The 16102-nt window shown below is 62.3% G+C and carries 13 protein-coding genes, 1 tRNA gene and 1 pseudogene; 13 read left to right on the top strand and 2 right to left on the bottom strand.

What is annotated here, in order from left to right; genetic code table 11:
• Positions 1-87 precede the first annotated feature (87 nt).
• The 9 genes from P775_RS26995 to P775_RS27035 all read left to right on the top strand — a co-directional run bounded on the left by P775_RS26995 (position 88) and on the right by P775_RS27035 (position 10326).
• Entirely contained in the window at positions 88-1284 is a 1197-nt protein-coding gene (locus P775_RS26995; protein ID WP_099913890.1) for an ABC transporter substrate-binding protein, read from the top strand.
• A 96-nt stretch (positions 1285-1380) separates the two neighbouring features.
• Positions 1381-2160 carry an ABC transporter ATP-binding protein gene (locus P775_RS27000; RefSeq protein ID WP_099913891.1) on the top strand — a complete coding sequence of 260 codons (780 nt, stop codon included), beginning with the start codon at positions 1381-1383 and terminating at the stop codon, positions 2158-2160.
• 141 nt (positions 2161-2301) lie between these two features.
• The gene (locus tag P775_RS27005; protein ID WP_099913892.1) at positions 2302-3015 is read left to right on the top strand and encodes an ABC transporter ATP-binding protein; all 714 of its coding nucleotides are present in this window, start codon (positions 2302-2304) and stop codon (positions 3013-3015) included.
• 88 nt (positions 3016-3103) lie between these two features.
• The gene (locus P775_RS27010) at positions 3104-4114 is read left to right on the top strand and encodes a branched-chain amino acid ABC transporter permease (protein ID WP_099913893.1); all 1011 of its coding nucleotides are present in this window, start codon (positions 3104-3106) and stop codon (positions 4112-4114) included.
• Complete coding sequence (locus tag P775_RS27015; protein WP_180287601.1) at positions 4111-5412, top strand: branched-chain amino acid ABC transporter permease; 1302 nt, start codon at positions 4111-4113, stop codon at positions 5410-5412. The genes P775_RS27010 and P775_RS27015 overlap by 4 nt, the downstream gene beginning before the upstream one ends.
• Positions 5413-5621: 209 nt before the next feature.
• The gene (locus P775_RS27020; protein ID WP_099913894.1) at positions 5622-6317 is read left to right on the top strand and encodes a response regulator; all 696 of its coding nucleotides are present in this window, start codon (positions 5622-5624) and stop codon (positions 6315-6317) included.
• A gap of 41 nt (positions 6318-6358) precedes the next feature.
• Positions 6359-7579 (top strand): FIST N-terminal domain-containing protein, encoded by a 1221-nt coding sequence (locus tag P775_RS27025; protein WP_245875884.1) that lies wholly within the window; start codon positions 6359-6361, stop codon positions 7577-7579.
• 4 nt (positions 7580-7583) lie between these two features.
• A complete protein-coding gene (locus P775_RS27030) occupies positions 7584-9785 on the top strand; it encodes a hybrid sensor histidine kinase/response regulator (RefSeq protein WP_099913895.1) in 2202 nt (733 codons plus the stop codon).
• Positions 9786-9918: 133 nt separating this feature from the next.
• Positions 9919-10326 (top strand): response regulator, encoded by a 408-nt coding sequence (locus tag P775_RS27035; RefSeq protein ID WP_099913896.1) that lies wholly within the window; start codon positions 9919-9921, stop codon positions 10324-10326.
• A gap of 373 nt (positions 10327-10699) precedes the next feature.
• Here the strand turns inward: P775_RS27035 and P775_RS27040 are convergent, their stop codons facing one another.
• On the bottom strand, positions 10700-11995 hold the full coding sequence (locus P775_RS27040) for an ATP-binding protein (protein WP_099913897.1): 1296 nt from the start codon (positions 11993-11995) through the stop codon (positions 10700-10702).
• 88 nt (positions 11996-12083) lie between these two features.
• Between P775_RS27040 and P775_RS27045 the strand changes: the two genes are divergently transcribed.
• The 4 genes and pseudogenes from P775_RS27045 (at position 12084) to P775_RS27055 (ending at position 15153) form a co-directional block, all read left to right on the top strand.
• Entirely contained in the window at positions 12084-13004 is a 921-nt protein-coding gene (locus P775_RS27045) for an MBL fold metallo-hydrolase (RefSeq protein ID WP_099913898.1), read from the top strand.
• Between the two features lie 74 nt (positions 13005-13078).
• Positions 13079-13153: transfer RNA gene (locus tag P775_RS27050), tRNA-Asn, on the top strand.
• Positions 13154-13240: 87 nt separating this feature from the next.
• Positions 13241-13444: pseudogene (locus P775_RS30050) on the top strand (DUF6538 domain-containing protein); the annotation flags it as partial.
• 122 nt (positions 13445-13566) lie between these two features.
• Positions 13567-15153: a site-specific integrase gene (locus P775_RS27055; protein ID WP_099913899.1), complete on the top strand. Its 1587-nt coding sequence runs from the start codon at positions 13567-13569 to the stop codon at positions 15151-15153.
• 87 nt (positions 15154-15240) lie between these two features.
• Here the strand turns inward: P775_RS27055 and P775_RS27060 are convergent, their stop codons facing one another.
• Complete coding sequence (locus P775_RS27060) at positions 15241-15972, bottom strand: exonuclease domain-containing protein (RefSeq protein ID WP_245875885.1); 732 nt, start codon at positions 15970-15972, stop codon at positions 15241-15243.
• Positions 15973-16102 lie beyond the last annotated feature (130 nt).

Genomic DNA, 16102 nt, shown 5'->3' on the forward strand with positions numbered 1-16102 from the left:
TCGCGACGACGCATCTTGGGACTTTTCTTTTACAAATTCGCCGCTTAGGCTCCGCTCCGGGCATTCTGTTCCAACTGGGAGAAGATCATGAGAAAATTGCTGCTGGCCTCTGTGGCCACGGCGCTGACGGCAGGCACAGGCTTTGCCGAAGCGCAGACTTCTGAAGCGAAAATCGGTGTGATTCTGGGCTTTACCGGCCCAATTGAATCGCTCACCCCGATGATGGCAGACAGCGCGGAGCTCGCGCTCAAAGAAGTCAATGATTCCGGCAACTTCCTTGACGGTGTGACGCTGACGCCGGTGCGGGCCGATTCGACTTGCGTTGATTCCGCTGCTGCCACCGCCGCTGCCGAAAGACTGGTGAGCACCGATGGTGTCGTGGCGATCATGGGCGCGGATTGTTCGGGTGTGACCGGCGCTGTGCTGTCGAATGTGGCCCTGCCGAACGGCATCCCGATGGTGTCACCCTCGGCCACATCGCCGGGCCTGACCACTGCCGAAGACAACGGTCTGTTTTTCCGCACCTCCCCCTCTGATGCACGTCAGGGCGAGGTTCTGGCCGGAATCCTTGCCGACAAGGGCATCAGCACGGTCGCGGTGACCTATACAAACAATGACTATGGCAAGGGCCTGTCGGACGCCTTCATCTCCAACTTCGAGGCGAATGGCGGCACCGTGACGCTGAGCGCTCCGCACGAGGACAACAAGGCCGACTATTCCGCAGAGATTGGCGCGCTGGCCTCTGCCGGGGGCGATCTGCTGGTGGTTCTGGGCTATTCGGATTCCGGCGGCAAGGGCATGATCCGCTCAGCACTGGACACCGGCGCCTTTGACACCTTCATGCTGGGCGATGGCATGTACAGCGATGCCCTGCTGGCCGATCTGGGGACGGATTTGGACGGATCTTTTGGATCCGTACCGTGGAGCGAAGGCCCGGGCACGGAAAAGTTCAAGGAAGTCAGCGACGCCGCCGGGATCAATGGCGAATCGACCTATACCCGCGAAAGCTATGACGCGGCGGCGCTGATTGCGCTGGCGATGATGGCGGGCGGTGAGGCGACATCTGAAGCGGTCAAGGACAACCTGCTGGCAGTGGCCAACGCCCCCGGTGAACAGATCCTGCCGGGTGAGCTGGGCAAGGCACTGCAAATCCTTAAGGACGGCGGCGATATCGACTATGTCGGCGCCACCAATGTGGAGCTGATCGGACCGGGCGAAGCGGCGGGCAGCTATCGCTTTTACACCATCACCGATGGTGCCTTCGAAACGGTTGATTTCCGGTAACACAACCGGTTAGCAGGCACGGCAGCCCGGCGCGATCCGGGCTGTCATCATAAGGAAAGGCGCCACCAAAGGCGCCTGGGACAAAGGGATAGTCATGTGATCCGGGTCGAGACCCTGCACCGCCACTTTGGCGGATTTCGTGCCGTTGATGGCGCGAGCCTAGAGATCGCCACCGGGTCGATCACCGGGCTCGTTGGGCCCAACGGCGCCGGAAAAACCACGCTTTTCAATGTGATAGCTGGCGTTCTTGAACCCACATCCGGCAAGGTGTTCATGGATGGTGAGGACATCACCGGGATGCCGCCCCATGCCTTGTTTCACAAGGGGCTGCTACGGACCTTTCAGATTGCGCATGAATTCAGCTCGATGACCTGCCGCGAAAACCTGATGATGGTACCCGGCGCGCAATCGGGTGAGACGCTGTGGAACGCCTGGTTCGGACGCGGGCGGATTGCGCAGGAAGAGGCGGGTTTGTTGAAGAAAGCCGACGAAGTTCTTGATTTTCTGACAATTTCACATCTGAAGGATGAAAAGGCCGGGAACCTGTCCGGTGGTCAGAAAAAGCTGCTGGAGCTGGGGCGGACCATGATGGTGGATGCCAAGATCGTCTTTCTGGACGAGGTCGGCGCGGGGGTGAACCGCACCCTGCTGAACACCATCGGCGATGCGATCCTGCGGCTCAACCAGGAGCGCGGATATACATTTTGCATGATCGAACATGACATGGAGTTTATCGGACGGCTCTGTGATCCGGTCATCGTGATGGCCGAGGGCAAGGTTCTGGCCGAGGGGTCAATCGCGCAGATCAAGGCCAATGACGCGGTGATCGAGGCCTATCTGGGCACGGGACTGAAGAACAAGGAAACCGTGGGATGAGGCAATATGGAATGCGTATGGAAAGCGTATGGTTTTCGTATGGCGCGCATACAGTCCGTTTTGGATCCCTGCGGGATATGAGAGACGCTGTCTCTCACACTCTCTGGGATATTTTTGGGCAGATGAAGACGGGGTCTGTTCATGGGTGAGCCGTATCTGATTGGCGAGGCCATGACCGGGGGCTATGGCACCGGCGCTGACATTCTGCAGGGCTGCACCATCGCGGTGGAGCGCGGCGAAATCGCGGTGATTGTGGGGCCAAACGGGGCGGGCAAATCGACGGCGATGAAAGCGGTCTTTGGCATGCTGAATTTGCGCGAAGGATCGGTGCGGCTGGCGGGCGAGGATATCACCCAGCTTTCGCCGCAGGACCGGGTCGCCAAGGGCATGGGGTTTGTGCCGCAGACGCAAAACATCTTTGGCTCGATGACGGTCGAGGAAAATCTGGAGATGGGGGCGTTTATCCGGCGCGATGATTTCCGTGGCACGCTGGCGCAGGTCTATGACCTGTTTCCGATCCTCAAGGAAAAGCGATACCAGGCGGCGGGCGAATTGTCGGGCGGGCAGCGCCAGCAGGTGGCGGTGGGGCGCGCGCTGATGACGCAGCCCCGCGTGCTTATGCTGGACGAGCCGACGGCCGGCGTGTCGCCCATTGTCATGGACGAGCTGTTTGACCGGATCATCGAAGTGGCGCGCAGCGGGATTTCCATCCTGATGGTCGAACAGAACGCGCGGCAGGCGCTGGAGATTGCCGACAAGGGCTATGTGCTTGTGCAGGGGGCGAATGCGTTCACGGATACGGGCCGCGCGCTACTGGCGAATCCGGATGTGCGGCGGAGTTTTCTGGGCGGATGAGATGTGCTGCGTGGCGCAGGCCGAGAGGGTTGTATTTGCGTATTTTTGAAGAGAAGACGCGCCAAGGTGTGGCGCTGGGGGATGTGACGTGGAGTTTCTGAACGGCCTTGTGGCGCTGGCCAATTTTGTGCTGATCCCGGCAGTGGCTTATGGCGCGCAGCTGGCGCTTGGCGCGCTTGGGGTGACGCTGATTTATGGCATCCTGCGATTTTCCAACTTTGCCCATGGCGACACCATGGCATTCGGGACCATGTGCACCATCCTTGCCACCTGGTGGCTGCAGAGCCTGGGGGTGTCGCTGGGGCCGTTGCCCACGGCCCTGCTGGCGATTCCGTTTGGCATTGCGGGCTGTGCGGCGCTGATCCTGCTGACGGACCGGGTGGTGTACCGGTTCTACCGGCGACAGAAGGTCAAGCCGATGATCATGGTGATCGTGTCCATGGGGGTGATGTTCATCTATAACGGCGTGACGCGGTTCATCATCGGGACCGAGGATCAGAACTTTGCTGATGGCGAGCGGTTCCTGATCGGCGCGCGCGAGTTCAAGGCGCTTACCGGGCTGGACGAAGGTCTGGCGATCCGCACGACGCAGGCCATCACCGTGGTGACGGCGCTGATTGTGGTCGCGGCTTTGTTCTGGTTCCTGAACCGCACGCGCACGGGCAAGTCGATGCGCGCCTATTCCGACAATGAGGATCTGGCACTGTTGTCGGGCATCAACCCAGAGCGGGTCGTGATGGTGACCTGGCTGATCGTCGCGGCGCTGGCGACGATTGCCGGGGTTCTCTATGGCCTCGACAAGTCGTTCAAGCCGTTCACCTATTTTCAGCTGCTTTTGCCGATCTTTGCGGCGGCGATTGTCGGCGGGCTTGGTTCGCCCCTTGGGGCCATCGCGGGCGGCTTTGTCATCGCGTTCTCCGAGGTCGGGATCACCTATGCCTGGAAAAAGGTGCTGGGCTACTGGCTGCCTGACACGCTTGCACCGGACGGGTTGGTGCAGCTGATGTCGACAGATTACAAATTCGCGGTCAGCTTCGTGATCCTGCTGATTGTGCTGCTGTTCCGCCCCACCGGGCTGTTCAAGGGGAAATCGGTATGAGCGATCGTGTGCGGGGCTTTGTGCTGTTCGGGATCGTGGCGGTGCTGCTCCTTGGGACCGGGTTTGTGCAGAGCTGGAATTCGGCGCTGCTGATCCTGAACATGGGATTGGTGAGTGCGGTGATGGCGCTGGGGGTGAACCTGCAATGGGGCTTTGCCGGGTTGTTCAACGTCGGCGTCATGGGCTTTGTCGCCTTAGGCGGGCTTGCCACGGTGCTGGTGTCGATGCCGCCGGTGTCTGCGGCCTGGTCGGCGGGTGCCGGGCGGCTGTTTCTGGCGCTTGCGCTGGCGGTTGCGGTCATCGCGGCGGCGGTGCTGTGCTGGAAGCGGTTGCGCAAGGGGGTGCGCGGCTGGGTTGTGGCCCTGCTGCTGATCGCGGGGTTCTTTGCCTTTCGCGCGGTGTTTGATCCGGCGGTCGCGCTGATCGAGGCGATTGATCCGGCGACCACGGGCTACCTTGGCGGGCTTGGCCTGCCGGTGGTGCTGGCCTGGCCGGTGGGCGGCTTGCTCGCCGCCGGTGTGGCCTGGATGATCGGCAAGGTGGCACTGGGGCTGCGGTCCGACTACCTCGCTATTGCGACGCTGGGCATTGCCGAAATCATCATCGCGGTGATCAAGAACGAGGACTGGCTGGCGCGCGGCGTGAAGAACGTCATCGGCCTGCCCCGCCCCATGCCCTATGAGATTGACCTGCAGAACGATGCGGGGTTTGTGCAAAGCGCCGCAAGCCTGGGGTTCGATGCCACAACCGCCTCGACCCTTTACGTCAAGCTCGGCTATGGCGTGATGTTCGCCGTGGTGCTCGTGCTACTGTTGGTGCTGGCGCAGCTCGCGCTGAAATCGCCCTGGGGGCGGATGATGCGCGCGATCCGCGACAATGAAACCGCCGCCCGCGCCATGGGCAAGGATGTGACGCGCCGCCATCTGCAGATCTTCGTGCTGGGCTCTGCCATCTGCGGCATTGCGGGCGCGATGATGACCACTCTGGACGGGCAGCTCACGCCGGGCACTTACCAGCCGCTGCGCTATACCTTTCTGGTCTGGGTGATGGTGATCGTCGGGGGGTCGGGCAACAACTTTGGCTCCGTGCTGGGGGGCTTCCTCATCTGGTTCCTCTGGGTGCAGGTCGAACCGATGGGTCAGGCGGCGATGACGCTGATCACCGCCGGCATGGCAGATGGGAGCTGGCTGAAGGGACATCTGCTCGATTCGGTGCAACACATGCGGCTGCTCACCATGGGGGTGATCCTGCTGTTGGTCCTGCGCTTCAGCCCGCGCGGATTGCTGCCTGAACGCTGATGAACGCACCGACCGCCCGTTTCATCTGCCCTTAAATATCCCGGGGAGTGTGAGGGGCTGGCCCCTCACTCCGCCACTGGCAACCCACGCCGGGGTCCTGTGAGGGACCCCGCTGCCGCTGAGAGTACCGCCATATGGTACCTTTCGGCTAGTGACCCCGGGCGCGGCCTTGTCTATCCTTCCCCCATGACGCAGGAAAGCCCCCCCCAATGACCACCGAACGCGCCGGCCTTGCCCCCGCCTTGCACAAATCTGCGCTTGTTGTGGATGACCACCCGCTGTTCTGCGATGCGCTGACCCTGACGCTGCAGTCGATTGCCGAGTTCGAGGAGATCCGCACCGCCGGCACGCTGGAAAAGGCGCTGGAGGTGGTGGCGAAAGATGCGCGGATCGATTTCATCATCCTTGACCTCAACCTGCCGGATGTGAACGGGCTGGACGGGCTGGTGCGGCTGCGCAATGCCGCGCCGAAGGCCGCGATCCTGATTGCCTCGTCCATGGCGGACAACCGGATGATCTCTCATGCGCTCAAGGCCGGGGCTGACGGGTTCGTGCCGAAACATTCCCAGCGTGCGGTGTTTCGCCGCGCGTTCGAGGCGGTCACACAGGGACAGACCTTTGTGCCCGACGGCTATATCGACCCGCAGGGGGCTGGCTGCAGCGGTCTGCAGGGCGATGTGATCGACCGGCTGAGCAGCCTGACCAATCAGCAGGCGCGCATTCTGAACCTGATCTGCGAAGGCAAGCTGAACAAGCAGATCGCCTTTGATCTGACCATCGCCGAAACCACGGTCAAGGCACATGTGACGGCGATCATGCGCAAGCTGGGGGTGCACAGCCGGACGCAAGCGGTGCTGATCGCGCAAGAGGCGCGCTTTGCCAAGGTCTTGCCAAGCGGGGAGTGAGCCCCCTATCGTCATGTCAGCGACATAATGGGACATTGGATTTGGACGGAGGAGGCACAGGCCCCGACGGCAGCACGCGCCTGACATCGGGCGCGACGCGTAAAGTTGCGGCCCAATCCGAAGCACCCCACCCCGGCGCGCTGCGGGTGGCGCAAGTGGCGGCGGATCATCCCGCACCACTGACGGCAATCCGTGATCAGATGGCAGGGGCTGAGCTTGCACTGGTTTTGCTGTTCGTCACACCGCAGGCGGATTTCCGGGCCGTCGTTCAGCAGGCCGAAGGACAGTTTGGCGAAGCGGATGTGCTGGCCTGCACCACCGCCGGAGAGCTGGGGCAGTTGGGCTATGAAGAGGGGCAGATCCTTGCGGTCGGCTTTCCCGCCGCGCTGTTCAGCGTGCGCAGCTATGCAATTGAATGCCTTGATCGTCTGGACGAACAGGTGGTGATCGACACGGCAATTCAGCAGCGCACCGCCCTGACCCGCACCGCCGCGGATCAGCCTTGGGAATTCGCCTTTCTGATGATCGACGGGCTGTCCTTGTGCGAGGAGCATCTGACCACATTGCTGGCCGCGGGGTTGGGGTCGATGGCGCTGTTTGGCGGCTCGTCCGGCGATGGCACGGCGTTTCAGCAGACTTGGCTTGCCCGCAACGGCGTCGTGCTGGAAAACGCGGCACTGGTGGCGCTGGTGCGCTCTTCCTGTCCGGTGCATGTGTTTTCACTGGATCATCTGCAGCCAACCGAGACGCGGATGGTTGTGACCGCAGCTGATCCCGAACGCCGCGTGGTGCAAGAGATCAATGCCGAACCGGCTGCGGCGGAATATGCGCGTCTGCTGGGCAAGGATCCCAACCAGCTCGACCCGTTTATCTTTGCCGCGCACCCGGTGGTGGTGCGGCTGGGGGATACGCATCATGTGCGCGCAATCCGGCAGGTGAACGAGGCAGGCGAGCTGGTGTTCTTTTCCGCCATCAACGAAGGCATGGTGCTGACCCTGGCCGAGCCCGAGGATATGGCGCAGCATCTTGACCGCGAACTGTCCGGGCTGGTGCGCGCGCGCGGTGGCGTGCCGCAGATCCTGGCCTGTGACTGCGTGCTGCGGCGGATCGAGGCGGGGCAGAGCCAGAAGACCCGAGAGGTGTCCGGCATTCTGCGTGATCGCAATGTGATTGGTTTTTCGACCTATGGCGAACAGCTGGGCGCGCTGCATGTGAACCAGACGCTGACCGGGGTGGCGATCTATCCACCGCCAGAGGATTAGGCCCATGTCCATCGTCAACCCCAATGACTCTCTTGAGCGGCAGAATGAAAAGCTGATCAAGATCACGGAATCGCTGATGCGCCGGGTGGAATATGGCACGGCGCAATCGGGTGCGGCCTATGCGCAGTTCGAACGCGCAGCGCTGCTGGAAAAGCGGGTGCGTGAACGCACGCTGGAGCTGGAGCGCACGCTGGACCTGCTGCATGATTCGAACGCCCGCCTGGGCCGCGCCAACCGCGAAACTGAGGCGGCGCGGCGCAATCTGGCGGATGCGATCGAGACGGTGTCCGAAGGGTTCGGACTGTTTGATCCCGACGACAACCTCGTGCTGTTCAATTCGCGATTCTGCCGGGATTTCAGGGAGATGTCCCTGCGCCCGGGCCTGTCGTTCGTGAAGTATGTCGCCCAGATCAGCACTGCCCCGGATCTGGTCCTGCCAGAGGGGGACGACCCCGCTGCCTGGGCGGACAAGCGCATCCGGCGGCACAAGGACCGACATGTGATGTTCAACGTGCAGCTGAGCCATGACCGCTGGCTGCAGGTCAGCGAACACCGCACCGGCGATGGCGGAACCGTGGTGCTGCAGACCGATGTCACCGACATCATCCGGCTGGAGCGGCAAGAGCATCGCCGGCTGCGCGACAAGCAGGCGCGGATGATCCGCGCGACGCTGGATCACCTCAATCAGGGGGTCTGCATCTTTGACGAAAACGCGCAACTGGTGGGCTGGAACCAGAAGATGGGGGCGCTGCTGTCCCTGCCCGCGCGTCGGCTGCACCTTGGGGCCAGTTTCGGTGGGATGCTGGACCATCTGGACGCCGAAATCGTCTTTACCCATGGCATGGAGCGCAGCGATTTCCGCGCCTGGGCGCAGGGGGACGGCCCACGCCAGCCGATTTCCTTTGAGGTGCGGCGCGGGGATGTGATGACGCTGCATATCTTTGGCCGGGCGATGCCAGACCGGGGGTTCGTGATTTCCTGCACCGATGTGACGGCCGAACGTGAGGCAGCGCGCAAGCTCTATGAAATGAACGAAATTCTGGAGCAACGCGTGATGGAGCGCACGCTGGAGCTGGAGGATGCGCTGAGTGCGGCGGAGCGGGCCAATGCGTCCAAATCGCGCTTTGTCGCCGCCGCCAGCCACGATCTTTTGCAGCCGCTGTCGGCGGCCAAGCTGTTCATCTCTTCCCTCGCGGACCGCGCGGCGGATCGCCCCGGCGATGTAGCAGTGCTGAACAAGGCGGAATCGGCGCTGAATTCGGCCGAGCAGATCATCGACGCGCTGCTGAACATCTCAAAGCTCGAATCCGATGGTCTGAGTTTCGACATCCGCCCCGTCGCGCTGTCGGAAATCCTGCGCCCGCTGAAGGATGAGATGGAAATGCTTGCCGCCGCAAAGGGGCTGGAGCTGCGGATCGTCGATTGTTCGCTGTCGGTGGAAACCGACCCCGCCTATCTGCGCCGGGTGGTGCAGAACCTGCTGGCCAATGCGGTGCGCTATACCCAGACGGGGCGTGTGCTGCTGGGGGTGCGGCGGCGGGGCACATCGGCGCGGATCGAGGTCTGGGACACCGGCCCCGGCATCGCCGAAGAGGATCAGGGCACAATATTCGAGGAATTCAAGCGGCTGGACACCAAGGCGAGCCGCAATGACGGGCTTGGCCTGGGCCTTGCCATTGTCGAACGCGCCTGCGCGCGCCTGGGCCATCCGCTGGGGCTGTGGTCCGAACCGGGGGTGGGAAGTTGTTTCATGGTAAATGTGCCCATCGCCGGACAGGCCGAGCCGCTGTGGCCCACCCACAAGCGCCCGATGCGCCCGCATGGTCTGGCGCAATCGGGGCTGATCGTGCTGCTGGTCGAAAACGAACCACAGCTGCGCCGGGCAATTTCCATCCTGATGGAAAGCTGGGGCGTCAATGTGATCGAGGCGGAGGATGCGGAATCGGCGCTGCAACTGCTGGAAGACCTGGAAATCCGCCCCGATGCGCTGTTGCTGGATCAGCAACTGGGTCAGGGGCTGTCGGGCACCGGACTTTATGCGGCGATTGCGGCGCAGATGGGCACCCTGCCCTGTTCGATCATTTCGGCGGACCGCTCCGCCGACCTGCGCGACGATTGCGCCCGACTTGGGCTGGATCTGCTGCTGAAACCGTTGGACCGCCACAAGCTGGGCCAGTTCCTGCACGACGCGGCGGCTGGATTTTAGGCGGATTGGCGGCGGTGAGGCCGGGCTGGACATGTTAACCAACGCGCGTGATTTCCAGTCCGATTAAGGTTTCGTCAAGATCTGTGGCGCAATTCTGTTCCGCACAGCTTCCTTTGATGAAACGGGAAATGCCATGCAAACTGCCGCTATAAGATGTATGATCGTCGATGACTCCGAAACGGACCGGATGATGATGGAGCGCGTGCTGGGCAAACAGCAGATGCGGCTGGATCTTCTGTTTGCTCAAACGCTGGGCGAAGCGCGCAATCTGATGCGCGAAGATGGCATCAAGTTTATTTTTCTGGACAACACACTTCCCGACGGCTGCGGTGCCGATTTCCTTATGGAAATGCAGGAGTATCGAAAGCGCAACCGGGCCTCTGTCGTTCTGGTCAGCGATTGGCCGTCGCCCTTTATGTACGCCAAGGCCGAAGCGCAGAATGTGCGTGCGATCTGGAACAAGTGCGATTTCACGATCTCGGCGGTGCGACGTGTGCTGCGCGAACGGATGGCTGCCGATCCGCTGCAGTACGTCAACTAGGTTGTGTCGCGTTTGATAAGATCAAAGCATTTACCCACCGGCCCGAGGCATCGTTTGCCTTCGCAAACGCGGTCGGGTTGGCGGCTGAATTCCATTTAACGCGACACGCTCTAAGGCGTGTCGGACAAAGCCTTTGACAAAGGGCACCGGATGTCGCGTGCGACCGAGGGGTGCAACCGCGCATATCTGAGTGCGATCAAGACCGAAATGTGGCACAGCAACGCCAAGCACCCCGGTGATGGATCAAGGGCGCGACCTGCCGTTGAGGGCGTGTTGGGCGCTGTCGATCAGAGGTTTCCCGTCAGGAACCCGCGGCCGCCTTTGCGCCGCTCATCGTCGCTGCGTGACCGGGCGAAGGCGATTGTGCCCGGCACTAGCGGGCCATCACGAGATCAGCACGCAATCCCCCCAGACTGTCGCTTTGACCCAGACGCAGCACGCCGCCATGAGCCCGCGCAATATCCGCCGCAATGGCAAGACCCAGACCCACACCGGACCCGGCATTCTGGTTGCGGGACTCATCCAGCCGCACAAAGGGGCGCATCGCCTCCTCACGCCTTTCGGGGGCGATGCCGGGGCCGTCATCCTCGATCCGGATGCGCATCGAGCCGTCGGTCAGCATCACGCTGACCTCGCACCGGGTGCCATAGCGCACCGCATTACCGATCAGGTTTTCGACTGCGCGACGCATGGCCGTGGGGCGCAGGGTCACCATGCCGCTGCCGCTGGTCTTGATCAGGGTCACATCCGCACCGCCCCGCTGTGCATCCTGCACGAGCTGCGCGACGAAGTCCTGGACATCGGTCGGCTCTGCCGGTCCCGCCTCGGCATTGCCGCGGGCGAATTCCAGGAAGGCATCGACCAGACGCTGCATATCCTCGACATCGCGCTCCATCGGTTCGCGTTCGGGATCGTCCAGCATGGCCAGGCTCAACTTCAGGCGGGTCAGTGGCGTGCGCAGATCGTGGCTGACCCCCGACAGCATCATGGTGCGCTGTTCGATCTGCCGTTCAATCCGCGCGCGCATGTCCACAAAGGCCATGCCGGCCGCGCGCACCTCGACCGCGCCCGCGGGGCGATAGGGTGCATGCCGCCCCTTGCCAAAAGCCTCTGCCGCCTCGGCCAGTCGGGCGATGGGGCGCAGCTGGTTGCGCAGGTAGAGAAACGAGATGAAGGTCATCACCACGCTGAAAAACAACATGTTCACAAGCAACTGGTGCGGATTCGACGGCGACGCGCGACCCCGGTCAAGCCGCACCTCGTACATCTGCCCGGCATTGCGCACATAGAGGATGACATCCTTGTCATTCGGCAGATCAACCGCCTGCAGGCCAGTGACGAATTCATGAAAGGTCCGGGTCACCACCAGACCCGAAAAGTCGTAGAAGCGCCGCTGATCCTCTGACGGGGCCCTCCCGTCGGAAACCGGCGCGATGCGCAGGGACAGCCCGCGTTCGACCACGCCGCCCGCAGGGGTGTCACGCACCGACAAGGACAGGTTGACGGCGCGCGAGAGATCCCTGCTCATCTGTGCGCTCACATCTTCGAAATGCCGCTGGATGAAGACCACAGAGACGACAAGCAGCAGAGTGACCACCGGCAGCGCCAGGATCAGCAATCCGCGCGCATAGATCCCGCGCGGCATATAGCGTTTGAGCCATTGAAACATCCTGCATAGGCTAGTCAAAGACGCGCCCCTGCGCCAGAGCCGACAGCACCGCCCTGACAGTCCCGTGACCCATTCCGGAAAAACGCACATGACCGATCCCGATCCCAGCTTTGCCCCGCCCATCGGCACCCCGATGGATCTGGGCGACGGGCTGCGCCGCCTGCTGGCGCCCAACCCGTCAGCGATGACTTTTCGCGGCACCAACACCTATCTGCTGGGCAGGCGCGGCATTGCAGTGATCGACCCCGGCCCCGAGGATACCCGCCATCTGGACGCGATCCTGGCCGCCCTGCGCCCGGGGCAAAGCATCAGCCACATCGTCGTCACCCATGCGCATCTGGACCATTCCCCGCTGTCGCGCCGCCTGTCGCAGATCACCGGCGCACCGGTGCTGGCCTTTGGCAATGCGCTGGCCGGGCGCAGCGCTATCATGCAGGACTTGGCAGCGACAGGGCTGGTGGGGGGCGGCGAAGGCGTGGATGCGGCCTTTGCGCCCGACGTAACCTTGCCCGATGGCGCGGTGATCGAGGGCGACGGCTGGCAGTTAGACGTGGTGCACACGCCGGGGCATTCCGGCAATCACATCGCGCTGGGCTGGGGCGATGCGCTGTTCTGCGGCGATCTGGTCATGGGCTGGGCGACCTCGCTCGTCTCGCCCCCGGACGGGGATCTGAGCGACTTCATGGCGTCGTGCCGACGGCTGCAGACTGGGCATTGGCGGCAGTTCCACCCCGGCCACGGCGCGCCGATCGACGCACCGCAGCAACGCCTGTCCTGGCTGATCGACCACCGCCTGTCACGAGAGGCCGCCATTCTGGCCGAGCTGAAACAGGCGCCCGCAGATGCCGCGACCCTGGCACGGCGCATCTACACCGAAACCCCGGCTGCGCTGATCCCGGCTGCCACCCGCAATGTTCTTGCGCATCTTGTTGATTTGACGACAAATTCCGTCGCCACGCCGCTAGGTGCCCTGTCCGCTGACGCGGTTTTTGGCCTTGTCAGGCGGTAAATGTCAGAAATCTGTATTTTTGTGACAAAACCCTCTGGACGCCGCAAAACCGCATTGTTATACGGCCCCCATATTCCGGCGTAGCTCAGCGGTAGAGCAGTTGACTGTTAATCAATTGGTCGTAGGTTCGATCCCTACCGCCGGAGCCAAATCACCTTGTAAGCCCTTGAAATTAAAGGCATAGGCTGTATTTGGTAACTACAGTGTCACACAGCACTGTAGCACAAGTTGCTGAAATGCGGGTCGCTCGTCTCCAATCTGGAGGCAGCATCTTGGCGACCATCCCTTACCTCCTGCAACGCGGCTCCACCTGGAGCTGGCGGCGGCGCGTACCTGAGTTTTCCACAAAAACCAGACATTGGCAGCTGTCTCTGCGCACCACGGACCGGTCGATCGCGTGTATCATCGCACGCAGATTGAACTACGAGTGCGACCGGATGCTGGATGCAATCACCGATGGAAAGCTGACCCCCGCCCAGGCCAAGGCCTGGCTGACCTCGGTTGTGCGCAGCGAGCTTGAACGCATCGAGCGTCAGCGCAGGGTCAGCGCAGGGTCAGCCGGATGGACCCGGTGGGCTCATCCGAGGAAGACCAGCGTCTCGATTGGGCGACGGCGCGCGCTTGGTCTCACCTGGCGAGCAAGGGACTGCATGCAGAGCTTTCCGCTCACGACCGACGTACCGTACTTAACGAAGGTTCGAACGAGGCAGACATCGCGTCGCTGGAGACGATGCTTGGCGTCCTGTCGCGCGACGTGCTGTCCGAGGCGGGCGTCAACAAGATGCTTCGCACCGCGCGGGACAGCATTCAAACGGCAACAGGCGAGACCTTGAACCCTGCGGCCGAGACGGTTCTCTCTCTGAGACAACTGCTGCTGGCCGGAAGAGCCGCTGCTTGGTCCGCATCCGAAGGGCGAGAAGATCCGAGCCTTGAGCAAGCGCGCGCCCTTGCGCGGGAAATCCTCGACGGCGACCCTTCCGAGATCATCGAAACGCGAGATCCACTTCACATCTCCGGGGAAGCCACTCCGATCGAGGCACCTGCCCCAACTCAAGTCTCGGCCCAGAGGCCAGAGTTCAGTTTCGATCCGGACATCGTCGCTGTCGTTGAGCGTATCAACGCCGAGAGGGATCGCGATCGCATCAAGGAAGACACCAGAAAGCAGCTTGCATCGCAGGCGCGCCTCTTCATCAAGGCTACGGGCATCACGGACGTTCGAGAAATTACGCAGGGCCATCTCAAGTTCTACAAATCGGTCCTGCAACGAATGCCGACGAGCTACGGGAAAAGCGCGAAGGACACGGACAGGACCCTCGATGAGCTTCTGGCACGCGCCGAGAATCTGCCCGCAAGACAGGTCGGCCTCTCGCCCCGCACGATCAACGGTCACCTGGACCGGTTCAAGCTCATCTTCCAGTTCGCGAAGAGCGAAAACATCAAGATCTCGGACACGGTCGAGCTCGGCCTGCTGCGTGTCCGGGAAGAAAAGCGCAACCGCGACAAACGTGAAGCCTTCATCTTGCCGGAACTCCAGCAGGTCTTCCAGCATCCGATCTGGACGGGGTGCAGAGCAGCGTCGCGGCGGCATGAACGTGGCAACATCGTAAAGGCGGATGGGCTCTACTGGGGGCCGATCCTGGCTGGCTACAGCGGCGCCCGGCGGGAGGAGGTTCTCGGACTGGAACCCCGTGATGTCGTGTCCGTCGACGGCATTCCCTGCTATCACATCCGGAACAACATGCACCGCGGGGTCAAGACCTTTAGTTCGGAGCGCCTGGTTCCCATTCACGAGCACCTGATCGAGCTGGGCTTTCTCAGGCATGTCGAAGAGATGCGCCAGCGCGGTGCCACGGCCCTCTTCCCCGAGTTGATCCCGACAAATAAGAGCCAGTCCTTCGGCGACAAGATCTATTACAACTGGGCGAAGGCGCTGGTGCTGCAACTGGACGGCAACCCGAGGGAACTCTGCTTCCACTCGTTCCGCCATTATGCCATCGTCCACCTGAAGGAGTTGCCCGAGGTCAGCGACAAGCAACGCCGCGACCTGGTCGGGCACAGCGGCGGTGACGTCCATGACGAGCAATATGATGTTGCCACGTCGATGACCGTGATGAGCAGCGTGGTTGCGCGGCTGCCGAGGCTGTTCTGACACGCTGACGCGCTCAAGGCCCGGCGGGCCTCTCGAACATGATGACGAATGGCGCGGTTCGTCACATCTGTTTCAGAAAATCATTTTCTATATCTCGGGTGCTTCGGCTCGCAGTTGCCGCAGGAGGGCCCTCCCGCTTGGCCCCGCTGGAAAGCGGGACTTGCCCTGCGCAACGGTCAGCTGTTCGAACGGCATCGAAAGGCGGGCTTCGGCCTGCAACACGACCATCGCCGCAGCCCGGGCATCTTCGCCCGCGTCATGATGCTGGAACTGCAGGTTGAGGACCCGCTTGAGATTGCCCAGCCCGTGCCCGCCGTTTCCCTTAAGCTCGGGCCAGGCGCGTCTCGCGATCATGACGCTATCGCTCCAGCGCAGATCCGGCGCGGCAAGGTTGCAGGCAGCGCAGGCGGCATTCAGAGCGCGCTTGTCGAAAGAGCTGTGCTGGACCAGATGATGCCGTTCCAGCAGCGGCAGAAGCGCATTGAGGGCTGCGGGAAAGCGCGGCGCATCGGCCACATGTTCGGGGCCGATGCCGTGAAGCTGGATGTTGAAGGGATCGAACCGGGTGCCGGGGTTGACCAGCATCGAAAAGGTCTGGATCTGATTGTCGCTCTGCACGCAGGCGACGCCGATCTGGCAGATGCTGGCCGCATCACCGCAGGCGGTTTCCACATCGAGCGCGATGAAGCGAAAATCGCCCTCTGGTACGCGATCGGCCTGCACAACCGGCGTCTGCAGGGTGCGGCCCGCGGCTTTCATCGCGCCCCTCTGCTGGGGTGGTGTCGGGGAGCGACCAAAGATCCAGTCAGAAAGTGCCATAAAATCGTTCCAATACATATGATAACAGATCGCCAGCCGCCGCGTTCTGTTTTCAGACGCGTATTTCGCGATGGTCCCAGCGTATCGTCAGGGTGCTGTCGTTTGACCGAGGGGACAAGCCCCTGGCGCA

Origin of the sequence: Puniceibacterium antarcticum (assembly GCF_002760615.1) — a bacterium.
Taxonomy (GTDB): Bacteria; Pseudomonadota; Alphaproteobacteria; order Rhodobacterales; family Rhodobacteraceae; genus Puniceibacterium; species Puniceibacterium antarcticum.